This window comes from Collinsella sp. D33t1_170424_A12 (genome assembly GCF_015554865.1).
Lineage (GTDB): Bacteria > Actinomycetota > Coriobacteriia > Coriobacteriales > Coriobacteriaceae > Collinsella.
Genome location: NZ_JADNJJ010000054.1, coordinates 14,379 through 33,846, shown reverse-complemented (window position 1 = coordinate 33,846; position 19,468 = coordinate 14,379). Strand labels below are relative to the sequence as shown.

The 19,468-nt window shown below is 66.6% G+C and carries 14 protein-coding genes; 3 read left to right on the top strand and 11 right to left on the bottom strand.

Going from position 1 to position 19,468, the window contains the following annotated elements; all coding sequences use genetic code 11:
- Positions 1 to 230 precede the first annotated feature (230 nt).
- The 10 genes from rplW to I2E26_RS02680 form a co-directional block, all read right to left on the bottom strand.
- On the bottom strand, positions 231 to 518 hold the full coding sequence (gene rplW / locus I2E26_RS02725; protein ID WP_147587530.1) for a 50S ribosomal protein L23: 288 nt from the start codon (positions 516 to 518) through the stop codon (positions 231 to 233).
- The gene (gene rplD, locus I2E26_RS02720) at positions 518 to 1,144 is read right to left on the bottom strand and encodes a 50S ribosomal protein L4 (RefSeq protein WP_147587529.1); all 627 of its coding nucleotides are present in this window, start codon (positions 1,142 to 1,144) and stop codon (positions 518 to 520) included. Before rplD ends, rplW begins: the two co-directional genes overlap by 1 nt.
- Positions 1,145 to 1,194: 50 nt before the next feature.
- Positions 1,195 to 1,815, bottom strand: coding sequence for a 50S ribosomal protein L3 (gene rplC, locus I2E26_RS02715; RefSeq protein WP_147587528.1), 621 nt, complete (start codon positions 1,813 to 1,815; stop codon positions 1,195 to 1,197).
- A gap of 365 nt (positions 1,816 to 2,180) precedes the next feature.
- Entirely contained in the window at positions 2,181 to 4,925 is a 2,745-nt protein-coding gene (gene ppdK, locus I2E26_RS02710) for a pyruvate, phosphate dikinase (protein WP_195419524.1), read from the bottom strand.
- Between the two features lie 205 nt (positions 4,926 to 5,130).
- A complete protein-coding gene (locus I2E26_RS02705; RefSeq protein WP_195419523.1) occupies positions 5,131 to 6,000 on the bottom strand; it encodes a pyruvate, water dikinase regulatory protein in 870 nt (289 codons plus the stop codon).
- A gap of 212 nt (positions 6,001 to 6,212) precedes the next feature.
- Positions 6,213 to 7,067 (bottom strand): DegV family protein, encoded by an 855-nt coding sequence (locus tag I2E26_RS02700; RefSeq protein WP_195419522.1) that lies wholly within the window; start codon positions 7,065 to 7,067, stop codon positions 6,213 to 6,215.
- A gap of 261 nt (positions 7,068 to 7,328) precedes the next feature.
- Positions 7,329 to 10,982, bottom strand: a complete 3,654-nt coding sequence (locus tag I2E26_RS02695; protein ID WP_229056360.1) for an FtsX-like permease family protein — start codon at positions 10,980 to 10,982, stop codon at positions 7,329 to 7,331.
- A gap of 2 nt (positions 10,983 to 10,984) precedes the next feature.
- Complete coding sequence (locus I2E26_RS02690) at positions 10,985 to 11,686, bottom strand: ABC transporter ATP-binding protein (RefSeq protein WP_195419521.1); 702 nt, start codon at positions 11,684 to 11,686, stop codon at positions 10,985 to 10,987.
- Positions 11,687 to 11,903: 217 nt separating this feature from the next.
- On the bottom strand, positions 11,904 to 12,929 hold the full coding sequence (locus I2E26_RS02685; protein ID WP_195419520.1) for an aspartate-semialdehyde dehydrogenase: 1,026 nt from the start codon (positions 12,927 to 12,929) through the stop codon (positions 11,904 to 11,906).
- Between the two features lie 18 nt (positions 12,930 to 12,947).
- Positions 12,948 to 14,312: an aspartate kinase gene (locus tag I2E26_RS02680; RefSeq protein WP_147587655.1), complete on the bottom strand. Its 1,365-nt coding sequence runs from the start codon at positions 14,310 to 14,312 to the stop codon at positions 12,948 to 12,950.
- Positions 14,313 to 14,607: 295 nt separating this feature from the next.
- Between I2E26_RS02680 and thrC the strand changes: the two genes are divergently transcribed.
- Together thrC and thrB are read left to right on the top strand one after the other, a co-directional pair.
- Entirely contained in the window at positions 14,608 to 16,119 is a 1,512-nt protein-coding gene (gene thrC, locus I2E26_RS02675; protein ID WP_195419519.1) for a threonine synthase, read from the top strand.
- A gap of 150 nt (positions 16,120 to 16,269) precedes the next feature.
- Entirely contained in the window at positions 16,270 to 17,151 is an 882-nt protein-coding gene (gene thrB, locus I2E26_RS02670; RefSeq protein WP_195419518.1) for a homoserine kinase, read from the top strand.
- A gap of 108 nt (positions 17,152 to 17,259) precedes the next feature.
- Here thrB and I2E26_RS02665 read toward each other — a convergent pair whose 3' ends face one another.
- Positions 17,260 to 18,489 carry an MFS transporter gene (locus I2E26_RS02665; protein ID WP_229056359.1) on the bottom strand — a complete coding sequence of 410 codons (1,230 nt, stop codon included), beginning with the start codon at positions 18,487 to 18,489 and terminating at the stop codon, positions 17,260 to 17,262.
- Positions 18,490 to 18,632: 143 nt separating this feature from the next.
- Between I2E26_RS02665 and I2E26_RS02660 the strand changes: the two genes are divergently transcribed.
- Positions 18,633 to 19,445, top strand: coding sequence for a 5'-methylthioadenosine/S-adenosylhomocysteine nucleosidase (locus I2E26_RS02660; protein WP_195419517.1), 813 nt, complete (start codon positions 18,633 to 18,635; stop codon positions 19,443 to 19,445).
- Positions 19,446 to 19,468: the final 23 nt, after the last annotated feature.

The following is a 19,468-nucleotide window of genomic DNA, read 5'->3' as shown; positions in this document are numbered from 1 at the left end:
GTCCGAGATCGTCTGCCAGCGGCGACCTGCGCTGGTCGGCTTAAGATGCTTTACAGCCATTACTAAATCCCTTTCGAATCAATCCGCTCGCCACCACAAGCTGGGACTGCGGGTGTGGTGACACCGGAATTACCACGGTACCGGGCGTGTCTACTCTAAATGCCCGATACACTGCGCTTCTGATGCCTCCCTTTCGGGAGGCCACCAAAAGCATTGCACGACCTCGATCTTTAGGCCTGGTTGCCGAAGATCTCGATGGAATCGCCCTCGGCGACGGTCACGATGGCCTTCTTCCAAGAGCGGGTCTTGCCGGTAACGTAGCGCACGCGCTTGTTCTTGGGCTTGACCATGAGGGTGTTCACGCGGGTGACCTTGACGTTGAAGATCTCCTCGACGGCATCCTTGATCTGGTACTTGTTCGCGTCGCGAGCGACCTCGAACGTGTACTTGTTCTGCTCCATGGCGGAGAAGGAACGCTCGGAAACGACCGGGCGAATGATCACGTTATGTGCGTCCATTATGCGAGCACCTCCCCGAAGTGATTCGCGACGTCGGCGGGCATCAGCAGAGCGCCGTTGTTGATGAGGTCATAGGTGTTGGCCTCGTCCGGCGTGATGATCCACGTCTTGGGGATGTTGCGGAAGGACAGGTAGGCGTTGATGTCGTCCTCGCGCACGATGATCGTGAGGCGCTTGCCCTCGAGGCCCAGGGCCTTGAGCATGGCGACAGCGGCCTTGGTGGACGGCTTCTCGAAGCCGTAGTCGTCGACGAGAACGAGCTCGTTGTCGCGAACCTTAGCGGAAAGCGCGGAACGCATGGCGAGCTTGACCTCTTTGTTGTTCATACGCTTGGCGTAGGAGCGGGGCTTCGGAGCGAAGACCACGCCGCCGTGACGCCACTGCGGCGAACGGGTGGAACCCTGGCGGGCACGACCGGTGCCCTTCTGACGCCACGGCTTCTTGCCACCGCCGGAGACCTCGGAACGGGTCTTGGCGGACTGGGTGCCCTGACGCCAGCATGCCTGCTGGCACGTAACGATGTGGTGCATGACGTGGAGGTTCGGCTCGATGCCGTAGACCTCGGCAGCGAGCTCGGCCTCTGCGACCTTTGCGCCCTCGCTGTTCTTTACTTCAAACTTAGACATGTGGTTGTTCTCCTTGGTATGACTCTGGGCTTAAAAAGGGTTCGTGGCCCTTAAGCCATACGGATGGCGACCAGACCGTTCTTGGCACCGGGCACTGCGCCCTTGACAAGAATGAGGTTCTGCTCGGCATCGACGCGGACAACGGAAAGGTTCTTGACAGTCACGCGCTCATTGCCCATGTGACCTGCCATCTTGACGCCCTTGAGGACGCGAGCGGGGTAGGCGCACTGGCCGATGGAGCCGGAGCTGCGGTGGAAGTGGGAACCATGGCCCATGGGACCACGACCCTGGCCCCAGCGCTTGATGCGGCCCTGGAAGCCCTTACCCTTGGAGGTGCCGATGACGTCGACCTTGGCGGTGTCGGCAAAGTCGGCAACGGTAACGACGTCGCCAACCTTGTGCTCCTCACCGTTGGCCACGCGGACCTCGCGGAGGAAACGAACGGGCTCGACGCCAGCCTTGGCGAAGTGACCAGCCATGGGCTTGTTCACATGCTTGGACTTGATGTCGCCGAAACCGATCTGAACGGCGTTGTAGCCGTCGGTCGCCTCAGTTTTAACCTGCGAGACGGTGCAGGGGCCAGCCTGGATGACCGTGACGGGAACGATGTTGTCGTTCTCGTCCCAAACCTGGGTCATGCCGATCTTGCGGCCGAGAATCATGCTGATCATGTACGATCTCCAACTCTCGGTGGTCTTGGGACACTGCGAACACCCCTTGTGTTCGCCCCTAGAGGACCACTGCTAACATCTGCGTCCGCCGGTTTGCATTCGCCTTTCCATCCCAGTCCACGCAACCCTATGTGGCCTGGTTTTTCCAGACAGAATCCTCCCCTTCACGGGCACAGCTTGATTAGTATACACGTGCTCGGGCGTTTCCATAGCGCTTCATAAAGTCTTCGCATTGCGTGAGCTGGGGCTTTTCGCGTCATGCCCCAGCCGGACGAGCGCACGTCGAAAACGCAAAGGGCCCGGCGATGCACGAAGCACCGCCGGGCCGCCCTGAGAGAGGGGACGGATTCGGGGCGAAGGAGTAGCTACTTGCTTGCGAGCTTCGCCTGTGCCGCGGCCAGACGCGCGAGCGGCACCCGGTAGGGCGAGCAGCTCACGTAATCCACGCCGGCCACGTTGAAGAACTGGGGGATGGAGGCGGGGTCGCCGCCGTGCTCGCCGCACACGCCGGCATGGAGCTGCGGGCGGGCGGACCTGCCGCGCTCGACCGCCATGCGCACGAGCTCGAGGACCGCGGGGTCGATCGTCTCGAACGGATTTACCTCCAGCACCTTCTTGTGCAGGTAGGTGGGTATGAACCGTGCCTCGGCATCGTCGCGCGAGAACCCGAACGCGGTCTGCGTGAGATCGTTCGTGCCGAAGCAGAAGAAGTTCGCGTGCTCGGCGATACGGTCGGCCACCAGGCAGGCGCGCGGCAGCTCGACCATCGTTCCCACGGGAATGTCCAGGTCGACGCCGTACTCCTCGCCCACGGCCGCCAAGACGCCCTCGATGACGCGGCGCACCTGCACGTGCTCCTCGGTGATGGACACGAGCGGCACCATGATCTCTGGCCGCGGATCGAGCCCCTCGTCACGCTTGAGCTGCGCGGCGGCCGATGCGATCGCGCGAACCTGCATGAGCGGGAGCTCGGGATAGACGATGGAGAGCCTCACGCCGCGCAGGCCCAGCATGGGATTGGACTCCCTCATGCCGTCGATGCGGTGCAAGAGCTCGCGAGCGGCTGTAAGCGCAGCGCCGTCCTCCCCCGCCGCCTCGCGGCGCGCGATGTCGACCTCGAGTTCGCGCGGATCATCCAGGAACTCGTGGAGGGGCGGATCGAGCAGGCGCACCACCACGGAGCGGCCGTCCATCACACGGAACATCTCTATAAAGTCCTCGGTTTGGACGCGGAGCAGCTCCTGGACGGCGCGCTCGCGAACCTGCGGCTCCTCGCTCAAGATGAAGTCCTGGATGATGCGTTTGCGCTCGCCCAGGAACATATGCTCGGTGCGGCACAATCCGATGGCCTCGGCGCCGAACTCGAGCGCCAGGCGCGCATCGGCGGGGTTGTCCGCATTCACGCGCACGTGGTAGGCGCGACCGCCTTCCTCGCTCAAGCGGATCTGGTCGGCCCACTCGAGAACCGTCTCGAGGTCGCCGGTGAGCTCGGCCGAGACCAGCGGAACGGCGCCCGCCACCACGGTGCCGCGCGCGCCGTCGATGGAGATGACGTCGCCTTCGCGCAGCACGATATCGGTGCCCTCGACATGCACCTCCTTCGCAGCCGCATCGATACGGAAGCGCTCCACGCCGCATACGCAGGGCGTGCCCATGCCGCGGGCGATCACGGCGGCGTGGCTCGTCTTGCCGCCATGGCTGGTGAGGATACCCTCCGCCACCGTCATGCCCTTCAGGTCATCGGGATTGGTCTCCCAGCGCACCAGGATGACGCGGCGCCCCTCCTCGACCGCGGCCACCGCGTCGTTGGAGGAGAACACGATCTCGCCTACCGCGGCGCCGGGGCTCGCATTGAGGCCGCGAGCCAGCACGTCGTAGGTCGCCGTGGCATCGAACTGCGGATGCAGCAGCTGGTCGAGCTGGGCGGGATTGATGCGCGCCACGGCCTCCTCGCGCGTGATGAGGCCCTCGTCCACCATATCGATGGCGATCTTGAGGGCCGCCGCGGCGGTGCGCTTGCCCACGCGCGTCTGCAGCATCCACAGCTTGCCCTGCTCGATGGTGAACTCGATATCGCACATATCGCGGTAATGCCCCTCGAGGACGCCGAAGATGCGCTCCAGCTCCTCGCCCGCCTCGGCCAGCGCCGAGTTCTTCTTGAGGTCGGCGATCGGCTCGGTGTTGCGGATGCCCGCCACGACGTCCTCGCCCTGGGCGTTCACCAGGAAGTCGCCGTAGAATTCCCGCGTGCCGTCGGCGGCGTTTCGCGTGAAGGCCACGCCCGTCGCCGAGGTATCGCCCTTGTTGCCGAACACCATGGCCTGGACGTTCACGGCGGTGCCCAGGTCGTCCGAGATGCCGTTCTGCTTGCGGTAGAGGCAGGCGCGCTCGTTCATCCAGCTGCCGAAGACGGCCTGGATGGCCAGGCGCAGCTGCAGCGCGGGGTCGGAGGGGAAGGCCACCGCGCCGCGCTCGTCGACCAGCTCGGGATAATCGGACGCCGACACCTCGCGTGCGAAGATCTTCTTGAACTCGCCGACGAGCTCCTGCAGGTCATCAGCCGAAAGCTCGCTATCCTGGCGCACGCCCGCGGCGAGGCGCTGCGTGGTGAGCGCGTTCTCGAAGAGGTCGGCATCGACGCCCAGCACCACGTTCGAGAACATCTGGATGAAACGGCGGTAACTATCCCATGCGAAGCGCGGGTTGCCCGTCTGCGCGATGAGACCCTGGACCGACGCATCGTTCAGACCCAGGTTGAGCACCGTATCCATCATGCCGGGCATGGAGAAGGGGGCGCCCGATCGCACCGAGACGAGCAGCGGGTCGGCCGCGTCGCCGAGGCGCTTGCCCATGCGCTCTTCCAAATCGAGGCGCGCCGCATCGATCTGATCGAGGGCGCCCGCCGGCCACTCGTTGCCCGCGCCGGCATATGCAACGCAGGTCTGGCAGGTGATGGTGAAACCGGGAGGGACCGGCAAGCCGATCCTGCTCATCTCGGCCAGGTTCGCACCCTTGCCGCCCAGCACGAAATTCATGCTCGCGTCGCCCTCGGTGACGTCGACGCCGGTCGCGTTGGCGCCAAACCGGTAGACACGCTGTTCCTCGGTCACGATAACCTCCTGTTCTGCGGCGGAATCCCGCCTGTGAGCACGTAAGCGCCCAACGCCGTTGGACAAGGTGCATCATAGGAAGGTGTTCCGCGCAACAAGGGGAGAAGATGTGAACGCGAGTGGACGGCCTCCATCGTGCGGCGAACGGAGCAATTTGTGGTCACTCTATGATAGAACCAGTTGGTTATTCACAAGGCATACATGTTTACGAAAGCTGCGGCCTCTCGAAATCCGCGCCCGCCCGGCGGGCCCGCGCAGCACGCACGCGCTCCAGCTGCGCCACGATCTCGGCGGCCGACTCCTCGATCGCCTTCTCATCCGTTCGGACGACGAAGCAGCCCAGGCGGCCCATGAGCGCGCGGGCATCGCGCATCTCGGCCTCCACCGCGAGCGGATCGGCATACGAGCCCGCCACGGCGCGCGCCATATCGTCGCCGAGCCGCCGTTCGCGGATATCCGCGATCACATCCACCCGCGAGGTCAAACCGAACAGCTTGGCGGGATCGACCTCGAACAGCGCCGCGGGCGGCTCCATCCCCGGCGCCAGCGGAATGTTGGCAACCTTGTAGCCCAGATACGCCAAATACATCGCAAGCGGCGTCTTGGACGTACGCGATACGCCTATAAGCACGATATCGGCGTCGGCGAGGTCGTCGCACGCGCGTCCGTCATCATGCTCGACGAAATACTCCATGGCCTCGATTCGCTTGAAATAGCGCTCATCGGTCCGATGGATCGCGCCGGGGATGCCGCGCGGCTCGGCATCCGTGAGGCGCGCGAGGGCGCCGATCGCCCCACCCAGCAGGTCGACCTGCATGACGCCGTGCGCGGAAAGCACGGATACCAGGTCGGAGCGAAGTTTCGCGTCGGCGATCGTGTGAAAGGCCACCAGCGCGTCGCCGCGTGCCAGGCGCGGCTCGAGATACGCCGCCACCTCCCCGACGTCGCGCACCCGGGGGATGCGCACGATGCGGAACAGCCCCTCGTCGAACTGCGCGGCGGCGGCCAGCACCACATCGCAGGCGGTATCGCCCAGCGAATCAGAGATAACCAACGCCGTTTTCCTGCAGACCATGCCACGCGCCCCTTCCATGAGACCATGCAACCAGCGACCGTGCAGCGCGAGCGACACGCATGCCCGGCTGGCCCCAGGCTACCACGGCGCGCAGGCGACACGCTCGCAGGCGAGCGCGAGCGTTATGAAAACAGCCGCCGGAAACCCGGGCGGCCGTCGCGTTGCTCGAACGTTGTAGACGCACGCGTCCCGCGGGCCGCGTGCGAGGATGCCTACGCCAGGCGCTGCATCACGGCGCCGAACGCGTTGGGACCGCAGTGCGACGAGATCATGCCGCCCACCTCGACCCAATCGAAGCTCTTGAACCCCAGCTTGGTTACATGGTCCTCGACCGCGCGCTTGATATCTTCGGACAAGCCGTCGGAATATGCCAGGCCCACGCGTCCAAGGTCGACCGGGCCCTCTTCCATGAGATGGTCGATGAAATGCAGGGCGGCGCGCTTCATGGTGCCGCGCAGCTTCTTGGTGGCCACGAAGTTGCCGTCGACCAGCTCGATAACCGGCTTGATCTTGAGCAGGTGCGCGCCGAGGAATTGCGCGTTGGACAAGCGCCCGCCAGCACGCAGGAACGCAAGGTCGCTCGGAACGAAGCCGAGCAGGACCTCGTCGCGGGCGCGCTCCACGAACGCCGTCACCTCGTCGACCGTAGCCTCGGGATGCGCTTCGAGATAGCGCGCCGTGCGCGAGACGATGAGGGACTGGCCGATGGACACGCTCTTGGTGTCGATGGCCACCACGTAGTCGCGCCCCTCGGCGGCGGTGAGGGCCGAGGCGTACGAGCAGGTAGTCACCGAAGAATAGGCAAGATAGAGGATGGTGGCCGAAGGCTCCTCCTCGTGGATGCGATCGAACGTCGTAGCGAAATCATGGATGGTGGCGGCGCTCGTCTTGGGCATCACATCGAGGGCGCGAGCGCGCTCGTACACCTCGTGACCGGTGATGGAGCCGTCGTCGTAGGTCTCGTCACCGATGGTCACGTGCATGGGCACGATGCGCACGCCGTAGCGCTCGACCAGCGCGGGCGTCAGGTCCGATCCCGATTCTGCAACGATGATGAACTGAGCCATGGACAACCAATCTCTCAAGCGCCGCAACAGAGCGGCAACGAAAAAAGTACGGCGACGCACCACGGCCCTACGGCCGCATGCACCCCGAGCGCTACGCTTCAGCCCTCTATTGTACACATTCGCTTGAAGCGTTGCCGTTCAAGGAGTCTTGACGGCACCTGCGCACCCGCGAACGACCGCAGGCGATGTTCATGCTCGCACATCGCGACACGGCGGCACGGGGACGGGCGCCTACTCGGGCATATACCCGTCCCGCCCGCCCTACTCGGCAGATTTGAGCGCCCCCACCATGTCAACACGGTCCAGCGCCCGGTTGGTGATCGCGTTGATGACGAGCGTGAACACGAGCGACATCACCGAAGCGAACAGATAGGTCTGCGGTTCCACGATGGTATCGAAGAACAGGGAGGGCATGCGCAGCACATACGTAAGGAAGCGCGTGATGAGATAGCCCAGCGGCCACCCGGCCACGATGCCGATCAGCGTGAGCACGATCGTCTCCTTGTTGATATATCGATATACCTCGCGGCGCCGGAACCCCAGGACCTTGATGGTCGCCAGCTCGCGCTCGCGCTCGGAGATATTCGTGGTGGACAGGGTGAACACCACGGCGAACGCCAGCGCGCCCGCCATGATCGTGACCACGTACACCACCACGTCGATGATCTTGAAGCTGTCGGAGAAATCGTTGGCGATCTTGGTCGAGCTGCTCACCGTTACGAAGGTATCGCCCGCCGCGAGCTCGTCGGCCAAGGCGATCTTCTCGTCGTCGGTGCCCTGTAGGTTGGCGAGAAACCCGTTGGGCGCGCAGCGCTCGCCGAAGGCGGCGGCGTAGGCGTCCTCGGTCATGAAGACGAAGTTGCCCAGGAAGTTCACGGCGATGCCACGCACCTCGACCGTGCCCGCGCGCATGGCCGAATCCTGCAGCTCGATAGCATCTCCCACCGAGAAGCCCAGCACCTGCTCGGCGTTCTTGGTGATAAGCACACCGCTGTCGCGCGGCAGCTCCAGGGCGTCGCCGCCGGTGGCGGGCAGCACGGGCGACGTGGCCGAACCGTCCTCCATCTTGAGGTAGGCCGACAAGTCCGCATCGCGCGGCACCACGATGATCTGCACCGATTCCCGTGCGTCGTTGAAGCTCGCCGTGGCGCTATCGATACGCGCCTCGAGCATCTGGTCGATGCGGCCGGTCGCGCGCAGCTCGTCCTGGGCTCGCGCGAAGTTGTCGTCCGCGGTAACCGCGAGCAGGTCGTAGCGGACGATACCCTCCTCGCCATACTGGCGCGGCTTGAGCGAGATGACCGTATCGCGGATACCCAGGCCGCAGATCATGAGCGCGGTGCAGCCCGCGATACCGAAGACCGTCATGAGGAAGCGCTTCTTATAGCGGAAGAGGTTGCGCGCGCTCACCTTGTTGAGGAAGCTCATGCGGCGCCACAGCGGCGTGATGCGCTCGAGCACGATGCGCTTGCCCGCACGCGGCGCCTTGGGGCGCATGAGCGACGCCGGGGTCTCGCGCAGCACGTAGCGGCAAGCCAGGAACGTGGCGCCCACGATGCCGATGGCGAACAGCGACACGCCCATAAGCGCCGAACCCAGGTTGAAATGCAGCTGGAAGGGCGGCAGCGCGTACATGGTGGCGAAGATGGTGAAGATGACCTCGGGCAGGGCCACGAAGCCGAACAGGTCGCCCGCGATGCCGCCGGTAACGCAGGCCGCGAAGGCGTAGATCACGTACTTGGACAGGATACGAGCCTTGCTGTAGCCCAGCGCCTTGTATACGCCGATCAGGCCGCGGTCCTCCTCCACCATACGCGTCACCGTGGTAAGGCTGATGAGAACGGCCACCGTGAAGAAGATGAGCGGGAAGACCGTGGCGATGGACTCGATGGACTTCGCATCGGACTCGACGCTGGCGTAGCTCGGCAGCGAGGAGCGGTCCTGGATGTACCAGGTCGCGCCCTCGATACCGTCCACCTCGGCGCGCGCATCGGCGAAGCGCGCTTCGGCGTCGAGCTTCTTCTCCTGGAACTCGTCCTCGTTGCGCTCGAGCTCGGCGCGCCCGTCGGCGGCCTCGGCGGCGCCGGCCGCCAGCTCGTCGGCGCCGGCCGCCAGCTGCCTGCGCGCATCGGCGCGCTTGGCGTCGAGCTGGGCCCGGCCCGCTTCGAGCTGCGCCTGCCCGCGAACGACCTCGTCGCGCGCGGACGCAAGCTGGCGCCGGCCGCTCGCGACGGCAGCGAGCGCGGCTTCGACCCGAGGCTTTGCCAGGACCGCATCGGCCAGCTGCCCCGCCTGGGAGCCCGCGGCATCGATCTGGATGCGAAGGTCGGCCAGGGCGGCGGCGATGCGATCGAGAGAGGCATGCGCCTCGTCGAGGCTCGGCGCCCCGGCCACATACGAGGCCACGAGTGCGCGAACGCGCTCGATCTCGCCCGCGGCATCCGGATAGACGGCTGCAAGGATCTTTGCCAGCCCATCGATGCGCTCGAGCAGCTCATCGCGCACGCCCGGCGTCGCAGGCAGCTTATCCAGCAGCCCGCGCACGGCGTCGAGCAAGCGCGACGCTTGATCTATCTGCGCGACCGCCTCCGCGGTATAGGCGCTCACCGCCGACACGAAGGGCTCTCGGGCCGATGCGTCGCCGGCCTGCAGGCGCGCCCAGGCGTCAGCCGGCCACGCCTCGCCCATCAGGGTTTTCAGCGTAGCGGCGCCCGCCTCGGCGCGCTCGATCTGCTTCAGCGAATCTTCAGCAGCAGCCGCTCCCTCATCGAGCTCGGCCTGCTTGGCCTGGACCGTGGCCCATGCCGCATCGAGCTGGGCACTCGAAGCGTCCAGCTGTTTTTGTGCGGCATCGAGCTGCGACTCGGCGCTCGCCCCCTGCCGCTCCAGCTCGCGCCGGCCGGCTTCGATCTGCGCGAGGGCGTCGGCGACCTGGCCGCGGGCGCCGGCGAGCTGTTCGTCCGCCTCGGCCAGCTGCGCCTCGGCCTCGCGCTGCTTCTCCTCGATCTGGCCCAGGGCGTCGGCGCGCACGCGGTCGGTCCGCGCCGACGCGCCTGCCTCGCGCGCCGCCTCGACGCGCTGCTTGACCTCGTCTACCAGCTCGTCGTATTCATCCGAATACGTAGGCAGCTCCGCCGCACCCGCCACCGTGAGATACGCGACCGTGAACGTATCGCGGTCCCGTACGGCAGCCGGCGTGAGGAAGAACGCGAACTGCGCGCCGCCCCCCGCGCGAAACGACATGGTCTTGGTTCCAGCGTTCACGTCCGTGGGATCGAGGACCGCGCCGGTGATGGTATAGGTGCCGCGCTTGAAGATCGGCATGGACGCGGCATCCGTCGCCGCGCCGTCCTGCGAGCCGGCGGCCTCGTCCCCGGCGCCTGTCGGCGCGTCCCCGGACGGCTCGCCTTCGTCGGCGCCGGCAAACGTCACCGTATCGCCCACGCGCTTGCCGCTCGCGTCGAGGAAGCGCTGCGTCACCGCCACCTCGCCGACATCGCGCGGCAAGCGGCCCTCGAGTACGCGCGGCTCGTTGATGCCCGCCGCGGACAGCGCCTTGAGGTCGACCTTCGCGCGCCGCCCGTCCACCTGCGTGTAGGCGGTCTCGGTATAGCCGCCCTCCGCCTCGTCCACGCCCTCGAGCGCGGCGAGCGCCGCGATGTCCGCCCCATCCAGGCCAAGCGTGGACTGCACGGATATGTCGAACAGGCGCTGCTCGTCGTAGTAGCTATCGGCCGTGGCACGCAGGTCGTCGCAGGCGGCCTTGAGGCCGACGAACATGGTGGTGCCCAGCGCCGTGATGACGAACAGCGAGATGAAACGCTTGAGGTTGCCCGTTATCGTGCGCTTGATATCGGTGGTAAACGCGTTTGGCCGCGCCTTCGCTGCGCGGCAGTCCTTCTTCCCCATCGCCATGCCTACCACTCGATCTGCTCGATGGGCACGGGGTGCTCGTTGCACTCCATGGACGTGACGCGCCCGCTCTTGAAGCGGATGAGGCGGTCGGCCATGGGCGCGAGGGCGGAGTTGTGCGTGATGATGACGACGGTGATGCCGTCGCGGCGGCACGTATCCTGCAGCAGCTTGAGAACCTGCTTGCCGGTTTGGTAGTCCAGAGCGCCCGTGGGCTCGTCGCACAGCAGGAGCTTGGGGTTCTTGGCGATGGCGCGCGCGATGGAGACGCGCTGCTGCTCGCCGCCCGAGAGCTGCGCCGGGAAGTTGACCGTGCGCTGCGCCAGGCCCACCTTGGCCAGGCATTCGGCCGCGTCGAGGGAATCGGGGCAGATCTGCGCCGCCAGCTCGACGTTCTCGAGCGCCGTGAGGTTGGGCACCAGGTTGTAGAACTGGAAGACGAAGCCCACGTCGGCGCGGCGGTACTCGACCAGATCGTCCTCGGACGCGGCGCTGATGTCGCGCCCGTCCACCACCACGCGCCCGCTCGTGGCGCTGTCCATGCCGCCCAGGATATTGAGCGCCGTGGTCTTGCCGGCGCCCGACGCACCCAGCACCACCGCGAGCTCGCCGCGCTCGACCGAGAAGCTCGCGCCGTCCAGCGCATGCACCTCGCCCTCGCCCGATCCGTAGATCTTGTACACGTTTTCGAACTCTATATATGGCATGCAGGTACCTCCGACGCGAATGCGCTCCATCGTGCGTGATGATTGGTACTTATACCCCGCACGGCGCCGATTTGACGCGATAAAACAGGCCGCTCAACGAGCAAGCCGCGTGCTGCAGGCAAGCAGCACGCGGCTTGAAGCGCGTTCGATATGAGAAGGGGCTGCAGGAGAGCGCCGGCGACGCACGGGCCCCGGGACCCATGCACCCCCGCGGCTCCTACTCGCAGAGGAGTTTGGCGATCTGGACGGCGTTGGTGGCAGCGCCCTTGCGGATCTGGTCGCCGCAGCACCAGAAGGTGATGCCGCGCAGGGCGTCGGGGTTGGAGATGTCGCGGCGCACGCGGCCGACCCAGATGAGGTCCTGGTCGGTGGTGTCCAGCGGCATGGGCCAGCGGTCGTGCGCCGACTCGGCGGCCAGGTCGTCCACAAGCTTGACGCCCGGGGCGGCAGCCAGGGCCTCGCGCACCTGCTCAAGGGTGATGTCGCGTTCGAACTCCAGCGTCACGCTCTCGGAATGGGAGCGCAGGACCGGAACGCGCACGCAGGTGCAGTTCACGCGCAGCGCGGGCAGGTGCATGATCTTGCGGCCCTCGTTTTGCATCTTCATCTCCTCGGAGGTGAAGCCCTCGAACTTCTCGCCGCCGATCTGCGGGATGAGGTTGCTCGCGAGCTGCGCCGCGAAGGCGGACGGCGCCGGGATCTCCTCGCCGCGGCCCATGCAGCCGATCTGCTCCTCGAGCTCGCGCATGCCGGGCACGCCCGCGCCGGACGCGGCCTGATAGGTGGATACGATCATGCGCGTCACGCCCGCGATTCGATGCAGCGGCCAGGTGGGCACCAAGCCGATGATGGTGGCGCAGTTGGGATTGGCGATGATGCCCTTGTGCTGCAGGGCGTCGGCGGCGTTGATCTCGGGGATGACCAGCGGCACGTCCTCGTCCAGACGGAAGGCGTGCGAGTTGTCCACCACCACGGCGCCGCGACGCACGGCCTCCGGGTACAGCGCCTTCGCCACGTCGTCCTCGGCGGCGCCCAGCACGATGTCCACGCCGTCGAACGCCTCGGGCGCGGCGGCCTCGACCGTGACGGGGCCCCACGGGGTCTCGACGACCTTGCCTGCCGAGCGCGGGCTCGCCAGGAGCTTGAGCGCGCCCACGGGAAAGCGCTGCTCCTCCAGGCACGCGAGCATCTGGGTGCCGACGGCGCCCGTCGCGCCGACGATAGCGACTGTGTACTGCTTCATGGTTGCTCCCCTTATAGCTTAGAACGGACGCGGCGCGGGCTCGAGGTCCGCGGTGGTCACGATGCCGTCTTCATCGGAAAACGCCTCGTAGATGGTCTTGATGGCAAGGTCGAAGTCGCGCTCCTCCACGCCTACGATGATGTTGATCTCGTCGCAGCCCTGCGTGATCATGCGCACGCTCACGCCCGCCTCGCCCAGCTTGCCGAAGAGATGGCCCGAGATGCCGGCGCGGCCGCGCAGGTTGCGGCCCACGGTGGCGATGAGCGCGAGGTCCTCGACGACCTCGATCTCCAACGGCTCGACCTCCTCCTGGATATCGGAGATGAGCGAGTACAGCGAGTCCTTCACATCGGATGCCTGCACGACGGCCGCGAACTGGTCCACGCCGGTGGGCATGTGCTCGACGGAGATGCCGTAGCGCTCGAACACCGACAGCGCGCGGCGCATGAAGCCGATGCGGCTCTTGGTGCGGTCGCGCGAGACGTTGATGGCCAGGAAGTTTCGCTTGCCGGCGATGCCGGTGATGATGGGCTCGGTGTCGCCGTCCTTGGCCGTCTCGGAGATGATGGTGCCCGGGTCATCGGGCGCGTTGGTGTTCTTGATGACGAGCGGGATGCCCGCGTCGCGCACCGGGAAGACCGCCTCCTCATGCAGGACGGAGGCGCCCATGTACGACAGCTCGCGCAGCTCCTCGTAGGTGATGCGCGGGATGGGCTGGGCGTGGGCGACGATGCGCGGGTCGGCGGACAGGAAGCCCGAGACGTCCGTCCAGTTCTCGTACAGGTCGGCCTCGAGGCACTGGGCGAGGATGGAGCCCGAGATGTCGCCGCCGCCGCGATCGAGCAGCTTGACCTTGCCTTCCTTGGTGGCACCGTAGAAGCCCGGCATCACGAACCCGCCCTCGCGGGCGTTCTCGCGCACGAGCTCGGCGGTGCGCTTCATGGAGAGCGTCCCGTCGTGGTGGAAGGCAACCATATCGATGGCGTCGATAAAGGGAAGACCGAGGTACTCGGCCATGAGGCGCGCGGTGAAATACTCGCCGCGGCTCACCAGCTCCTCGGTACTGTAGCCGCCCGAGCGGGCGCGCTCGGCGAACGCGGCGAACTCCTCGCGTATGGGATAGGACAGACCGAGCTCGTCGGCGATGTCGAAATAGCGCTGGCCGATGTCGGCGAGCAGATCATCGCAGGACACATGGTAGTTCACGTGCGCGTCCACCAGGTAGAGCAGGTCGGTGACCTTGGTGTCACCCGAGGAGCGGCGTCCGCAGGCGGACACGACCACGAAGCGGCGGGCCGGGTCGGCATCGATGATGCCCTTGATCTTCCTGAAGTGCTCGGCATCGGCAACCGATGAACCGCCGAATTTGGTGATCTTGATCATGGTGAACGAATAACCCTTCCAACTCATACGTGCGACGCGCATCCGCGCCATCGTTTCACGAGCTATCGCTTTACCGTGGGCAAGCGCCGTGAATGCTTAGTCTACTAAACCACATCGGCGGCATATTGCATAATCGCACTTTTGTTTCCAAACAAAGAACGTCCTGTGAAATGCAGCTGCACCCGTGCGCCAGACGGCTGGCGGCGCCGTTGGGACCTTGCATGCTCTGCTACCATGTGCTGCAACGTTTCATCAGCGCCTGCATGGCGCTGCCGCACGCCGAAGGAGCACGTTTATGGCGACGTACCACAGCACCCGTTCCCGCATCGAAGCCCTCAGCGCCAAGCAGGCCATCCGCCGCGGCATTGCCCCCGACGGCGGTCTGTACGTATCCGACGAGCTCGGCGAGCGGCGCATCGACCTGGCGGGCCTCGCCTCGAAGGGCTACCTGGAGCTGGCGCGCGAGGTCCTGGGCCTGCTGCTGCCCGACTACCCCGCCGACGAGATCGCCGCATGCGTCGATGAGGCATACGGCGACACCTTCGCATCGCCTGAGGTCACACCCCTTGTAAAGCTCGCGGGCGAGAGCATGGACGCGCAGGCGCTCCCCTCCTACGTGCTCGAGCTGTGGCACGGTCCCACCAGCGCGTTCAAGGACGTCGCGCTGCAGATGCTCCCCCGCCTCATGGCGCGCACGAACGCCGCCGACGAGGGCGCCGCGGACAAGATCATGATCGTCACCGCCACGAGCGGCGACACCGGCAAGGCGGCGCTCGCGGGCTTCGCCGACGCACCGGGCTGCGGCATCACCGTCTTCTATCCGGAAGGCAAGGTCTCCCGCGTGCAGGAGCTGCAAATGAGCACGCAGGAGGGCGCGAACGTCTCGGTCTGCGCCGTGCGGGGCAACTTCGACGACGCGCAGAGCGCCGTCAAGCGCATCTTCGCCGACCGCGAGCTCGCCGCGCGCCTGGCCGCATCCGGCGTTCAGCTCTCCAGCGCCAACTCCATCAACGTCGGCCGCCTGGTGCCCCAGGTCGTCTACTACTTCGCCGCCTACGCCCAGCTGCTGCGCGAGGGCGCCGTCGAGGCGGGCGACGCCGTGGAGTTCTGCGTGCCCACGGGCAACTTCGGCGACATCCTGGCGGGCTACTACGCCAAGCGCCTGGGGCTGCCGGTCGCCAAGCTCATCGTTGCGAGCGACAAGAACAACGTGCTGTTCGACTTCCTCACCACCGGTGCCTACGACCGCGAGCGCCCCTTCTACACCACCACCTCGCCGTCCATGGACATCCTCATCTCGTCCAACCTCGAGCGCATGCTCTACTATCTGGCGGATGGCGACTGCGAGCTCGTCGCGCGCCTTATGGATGAGCTGGCCGGAGGCCGCTACACGGTGCCCGCCGACCTGCTCGCCCGCATCCAGGAGGTCTTCGGCTGCGGCTGGGCGGACGAGGACGAGGTGGCCGCGGCCATCAAGGACTGCTGGGAGCGCCATGGCTACCTGATCGACCCGCACACCGCCTGCGGCTACCACGCGCTGCAACAGGTCGCAGCCGCTCCGGACGCTCGCGCTCGCGTGGTCCTCTCCACCGCGAGCCCGTACAAGTTCCCGCGCGCCGTCGCAAGCTCGCTCGGCCTGTTCTGCCCGCCCGACGACTTCGCCTGCATGCAGGTGCTCGAGAAGGCAACGGGCACCTGCGCGCCCACGCAGCTGTCTGAGCTGCGGGAGAAGCCCGTGCTGCACGACGCCGTGGTGGACATCGATGGCATGGGCGCGTTCGTGGAGGCGGCGTCCGCCAAGCTGTAACCATCCCGCCCGAGAGCCGGGGTCGGTGCATCATCCGGCGCTCGGACAGTCCTGGGCTCGCGCGAAGGCGCCGCCGGCGCCTTCGGCTCGTGCGGAAACTCGCGGCGGACGATGCGCCGACCCCGCCCCGTCCTGCAAAGGAGCATCAACATGATCAAGATCACCGTGCCGGCCACCAGCGCGAACCTCGGCATCGGCTACGACACGCTCGGCATGGCCGTGTCGCTCTACTCGCACTTCACCTTCGAGCGCGCCGAGACGCTGCAGATCACCGGCTGCCCCGAGGAGTTCTGCAACGAGGACAACCTCGCGTACGCCTCCTTCGCCGACGCGCTGCGCGAATGGGGCGAGGAGCCCTTCCCGGTGCGCCTCCACATAGAGACCGAGGTGCCCGTAGCGCGCGGACTGGGGTCGAGCTCGACCTGCGTCGTGGCCGGCATCATGGCGGCCGCCGCGCTGACCGGCCACACCGTCGACCGCGCCGAGCTCGTGCGCATCGCCACGGCGGTCGAGGGGCACCCCGACAACGTCGCCCCCGCGATCCTGGGCGGCGCCGTATGCTCCTTCACGCCCGAGGGCGGACTCCCCCGCTGCCTTCGCTACGAGGTGAGCGACCGCCTGCGATTCATCACGATCATCCCGCCCTACGAGGTGCACACCAGCGCGGCCCGCAAGGTCGTGCCGCAGGAGGTCCCGCTCTCCTCCGCCGTGTGGCAGATGGGGCGCATCGCAGGCATGACCCGCGGTCTGGAGACCGGCGACCTCGCGCTGATCGCCGGCGCCAACGACGACCGCCTGCAGGAGCCCTACCGCCGCGCGCTCATCCCCGACTACGACGCCATCCGCCGCACGTGCCTGGACGGCGGGGCGGGCACGCTGTGGATCTCGGGCTCGGGCTCCACGCTCATGGCCGTGACCGACGACACCATCGTTGCCAAGTTCCTGCAGGTACGCCTGCGCGAGCGGTTCCCGGAGTGCGAGACGCATATCCTCACCTGCGACACGCAGGGCGCGCAGATCGAGTACCTGTAGCACCCGATCGCAATCGAAAGCGCATCATACGATTACACAGGCGAGCCCCGCCCGCGCGCATGCGGACGGAGCTCGTCTCCGCTCTAACCAGGCTGTACGCCGTCGCGCCTAGCCGCGGCGGCGGTCTATGCGCATCGTGACGAGCGTGAGGACGAGGGCGACCACCGAGAAGGACGCGCCCACCAGGCCCGCGCTCGCCATGCCGGGCCCCGCGACCACGGCCGAGCCGACCGCCGTGCCGAAGCTGATGCCGATGTTGAAGGCGGTGGGCTCCACGGAACTCGCCAGCATCATGGCCTTGGGGTGCCGCTGCCGCGCGACGCGCATGAACATGGTGATGCACGGCACCGAGAGCACGTACATGGAGACGCCGATGGCGAGGACCACGGCCAGGGCGAGGGGCATCGTCGAGCCGAGCGCGTACAGCGCGAGCAGCAGACCGGTCTGGATGACGAAGACCGGCACCAGGCCGCGCATGCCCGCGCGCGAGTCCAGCACGCCCGAGAGCATGTTGGAGATGATGCACATCACGCCGTAGACCATGAGCACCGCGGACGCCTGGAAGGGGCTCAGTCCCAGGACCTGCTCGAGGTAGGGCGTGATGAACGCGTAGAAGACGTAGACGCCGCCCACGCCGAAGACGAAGATCGCCATGCCGGTCAGGACCTGGGGCTCGGCCAGAAGGCCGATCTGGTCGCGAACGGTCGCGGGCTCGTCGGTCTCCCCGGCGCGGGGCAGCACGGCGACGAGCGCGAGGCACACCACCACGGCGACGGCGAGGACCGCCCACATCGCGACGTGCCAGCTCGAGAGCTCGGCGATCATCTTGCCGATCGAGGTGGACAGCACCATGGCCACCGAGAAGGCGCCGTAGACCAGGGAGATCGCGAAGGGCGTTCGCTTGGGATCCATGAGCTCGGGCAGGTAGGTGACGCCGACCGCGAGCAGGCCGCCGGAGACCGCGCCGAGCACCAGGCGGGCGGCGTACAGCAGCTCGAACGTCGGCGCGAGGGCCGCGAGGAGGTTGCCCGCGCAGAAGACGACCGAATACCCGACGAGCAGCGTGAACCGGCGGAACCTGCCCGTGGTGAGCGCGAGGATCGGGGTCAGGATCGCATAGGAGAGGGCGAACGCGCTGACGAGCCCTCCCACGTGCGCGAGCGGCACCGAGAAGGCATCGGCGATCTGCTGCTCGATACCGATGACGATGAACTCCGAGCAACCCAGAATGAAGCCCATGACCACCAGCAGCAGGACGCAGAGGCTGCGCCGGGCCGCAGACAGGTCGGCCGCAGAGGCGGCGCGCGGCGCCTCGATGGAGCGGTTGTCGGTAGTCATGCATCTCCCCTCGCCATACCGGGCTGCCACCCGGCCCAAATCGCATTCCGCGGGCAATCGTACCATGGGCGACACGCATTTTTTCCATGCAAGACTGGTACCATTAGGCATCGAAAACACGCCAGACAACTGCGAGGAGCATCATGGCACCTACCATCGCGATCATCGGCGCGCTCGAGAAGGAAGTGCGCCAGATCTATACGTCCATCGAGCGCGGCACCGTGTGCGAGGAAGCCGGCCTCAAGATCATCGGCGGCGAGTACCACGGCTTCAACATCGTGTGCACCACCGCCGGCATGGGCACCGTCAACGCCGCGGCCGCCGCGCAGCACCTCATCTCCAAATACGGCGCTAACGCCATCATCTTCAGCGGCATCGCCGGCGGGCTCAACCCCGCGCTGCATATCGACGACGTCGTCATCGGCGAGCGTCTGCGCTACACCGACACCGACACCGCGCTCATCGCCGAATCCGCACCGGGCCTGGAGGAGTTCGCCAGCAGCGATTTCCTCGTCGACCTCGCCGAGGAGACCCTCCTCGCCCACGGCTTCGTGAACGCTGCCATCGCCGAAGGCGAACAGGACGCCGAGGCCCGCGCCGCCGCCGACGCCACGTTCTTCCGCCGCAACGATACCTCCGCCGACGTGCACCGCTACCTGCGCGGGACCATCGCATCGGGCAACCGCTTCATCACGGGCGCCGAAGCGCGCGAGCGTGTCATAGCCGCCACCCAGGCGGACTGCGCCGAGATGGAGGGCGCCGCCATCGCCCATGTGGCAGCCAAGAACAAGATCGACTGCCTGGTGCTGCGCGCCATCTCCGACAACTGCGACGAAGCCTACGACGCGTTTTGCGACCGCGAGTTCGATCTGGACGGCTACGCCCGCTCCGCGAGCGCCCTCACGCTCTCGATCATCCGCCGTCTCGCCGTGAAGCTCGGCATCTCCGACAACTAGGCCGACCGCCCGGCACGCCCGCA

Excerpts from the sequence above, each read along its gene's own strand:
- rplW (WP_147587530.1), bottom strand. The coding sequence starts at position 518 with ATGGACGCACATAACGTGATCATTCGCCCGGTCGTTTCCGAGCGTTCC.
- rplD (WP_147587529.1), bottom strand. The coding sequence starts at position 1,144 with ATGTCTAAGTTTGAAGTAAAGAACAGCGAGGGCGCAAAGGTCGCAGAG.
- rplC (WP_147587528.1), bottom strand. The coding sequence starts at position 1,815 with ATGATCAGCATGATTCTCGGCCGCAAGATCGGCATGACCCAGGTTTGG.
- I2E26_RS02705 (WP_195419523.1), bottom strand. The coding sequence starts at position 6,000 with ATGGTCTGCAGGAAAACGGCGTTGGTTATCTCTGATTCGCTGGGCGAT.
- I2E26_RS02700 (WP_195419522.1), bottom strand. The coding sequence starts at position 7,067 with ATGGCTCAGTTCATCATCGTTGCAGAATCGGGATCGGACCTGACGCCC.
- I2E26_RS02695 (WP_229056360.1), bottom strand. The coding sequence starts at position 10,982 with ATGGCGATGGGGAAGAAGGACTGCCGCGCAGCGAAGGCGCGGCCAAAC.
- I2E26_RS02690 (WP_195419521.1), bottom strand. The coding sequence starts at position 11,686 with ATGCCATATATAGAGTTCGAAAACGTGTACAAGATCTACGGATCGGGC.
- I2E26_RS02685 (WP_195419520.1), bottom strand. The coding sequence starts at position 12,929 with ATGAAGCAGTACACAGTCGCTATCGTCGGCGCGACGGGCGCCGTCGGC.
- I2E26_RS02680 (WP_147587655.1), bottom strand. The coding sequence starts at position 14,312 with ATGATCAAGATCACCAAATTCGGCGGTTCATCGGTTGCCGATGCCGAG.
- thrC (WP_195419519.1), top strand. The coding sequence starts at position 14,608 with ATGGCGACGTACCACAGCACCCGTTCCCGCATCGAAGCCCTCAGCGCC.
- thrB (WP_195419518.1), top strand. The coding sequence starts at position 16,270 with ATGATCAAGATCACCGTGCCGGCCACCAGCGCGAACCTCGGCATCGGC.
- I2E26_RS02665 (WP_229056359.1), bottom strand. The coding sequence starts at position 18,489 with ATGACTACCGACAACCGCTCCATCGAGGCGCCGCGCGCCGCCTCTGCG.
- I2E26_RS02660 (WP_195419517.1), top strand. The coding sequence starts at position 18,633 with ATGGCACCTACCATCGCGATCATCGGCGCGCTCGAGAAGGAAGTGCGC.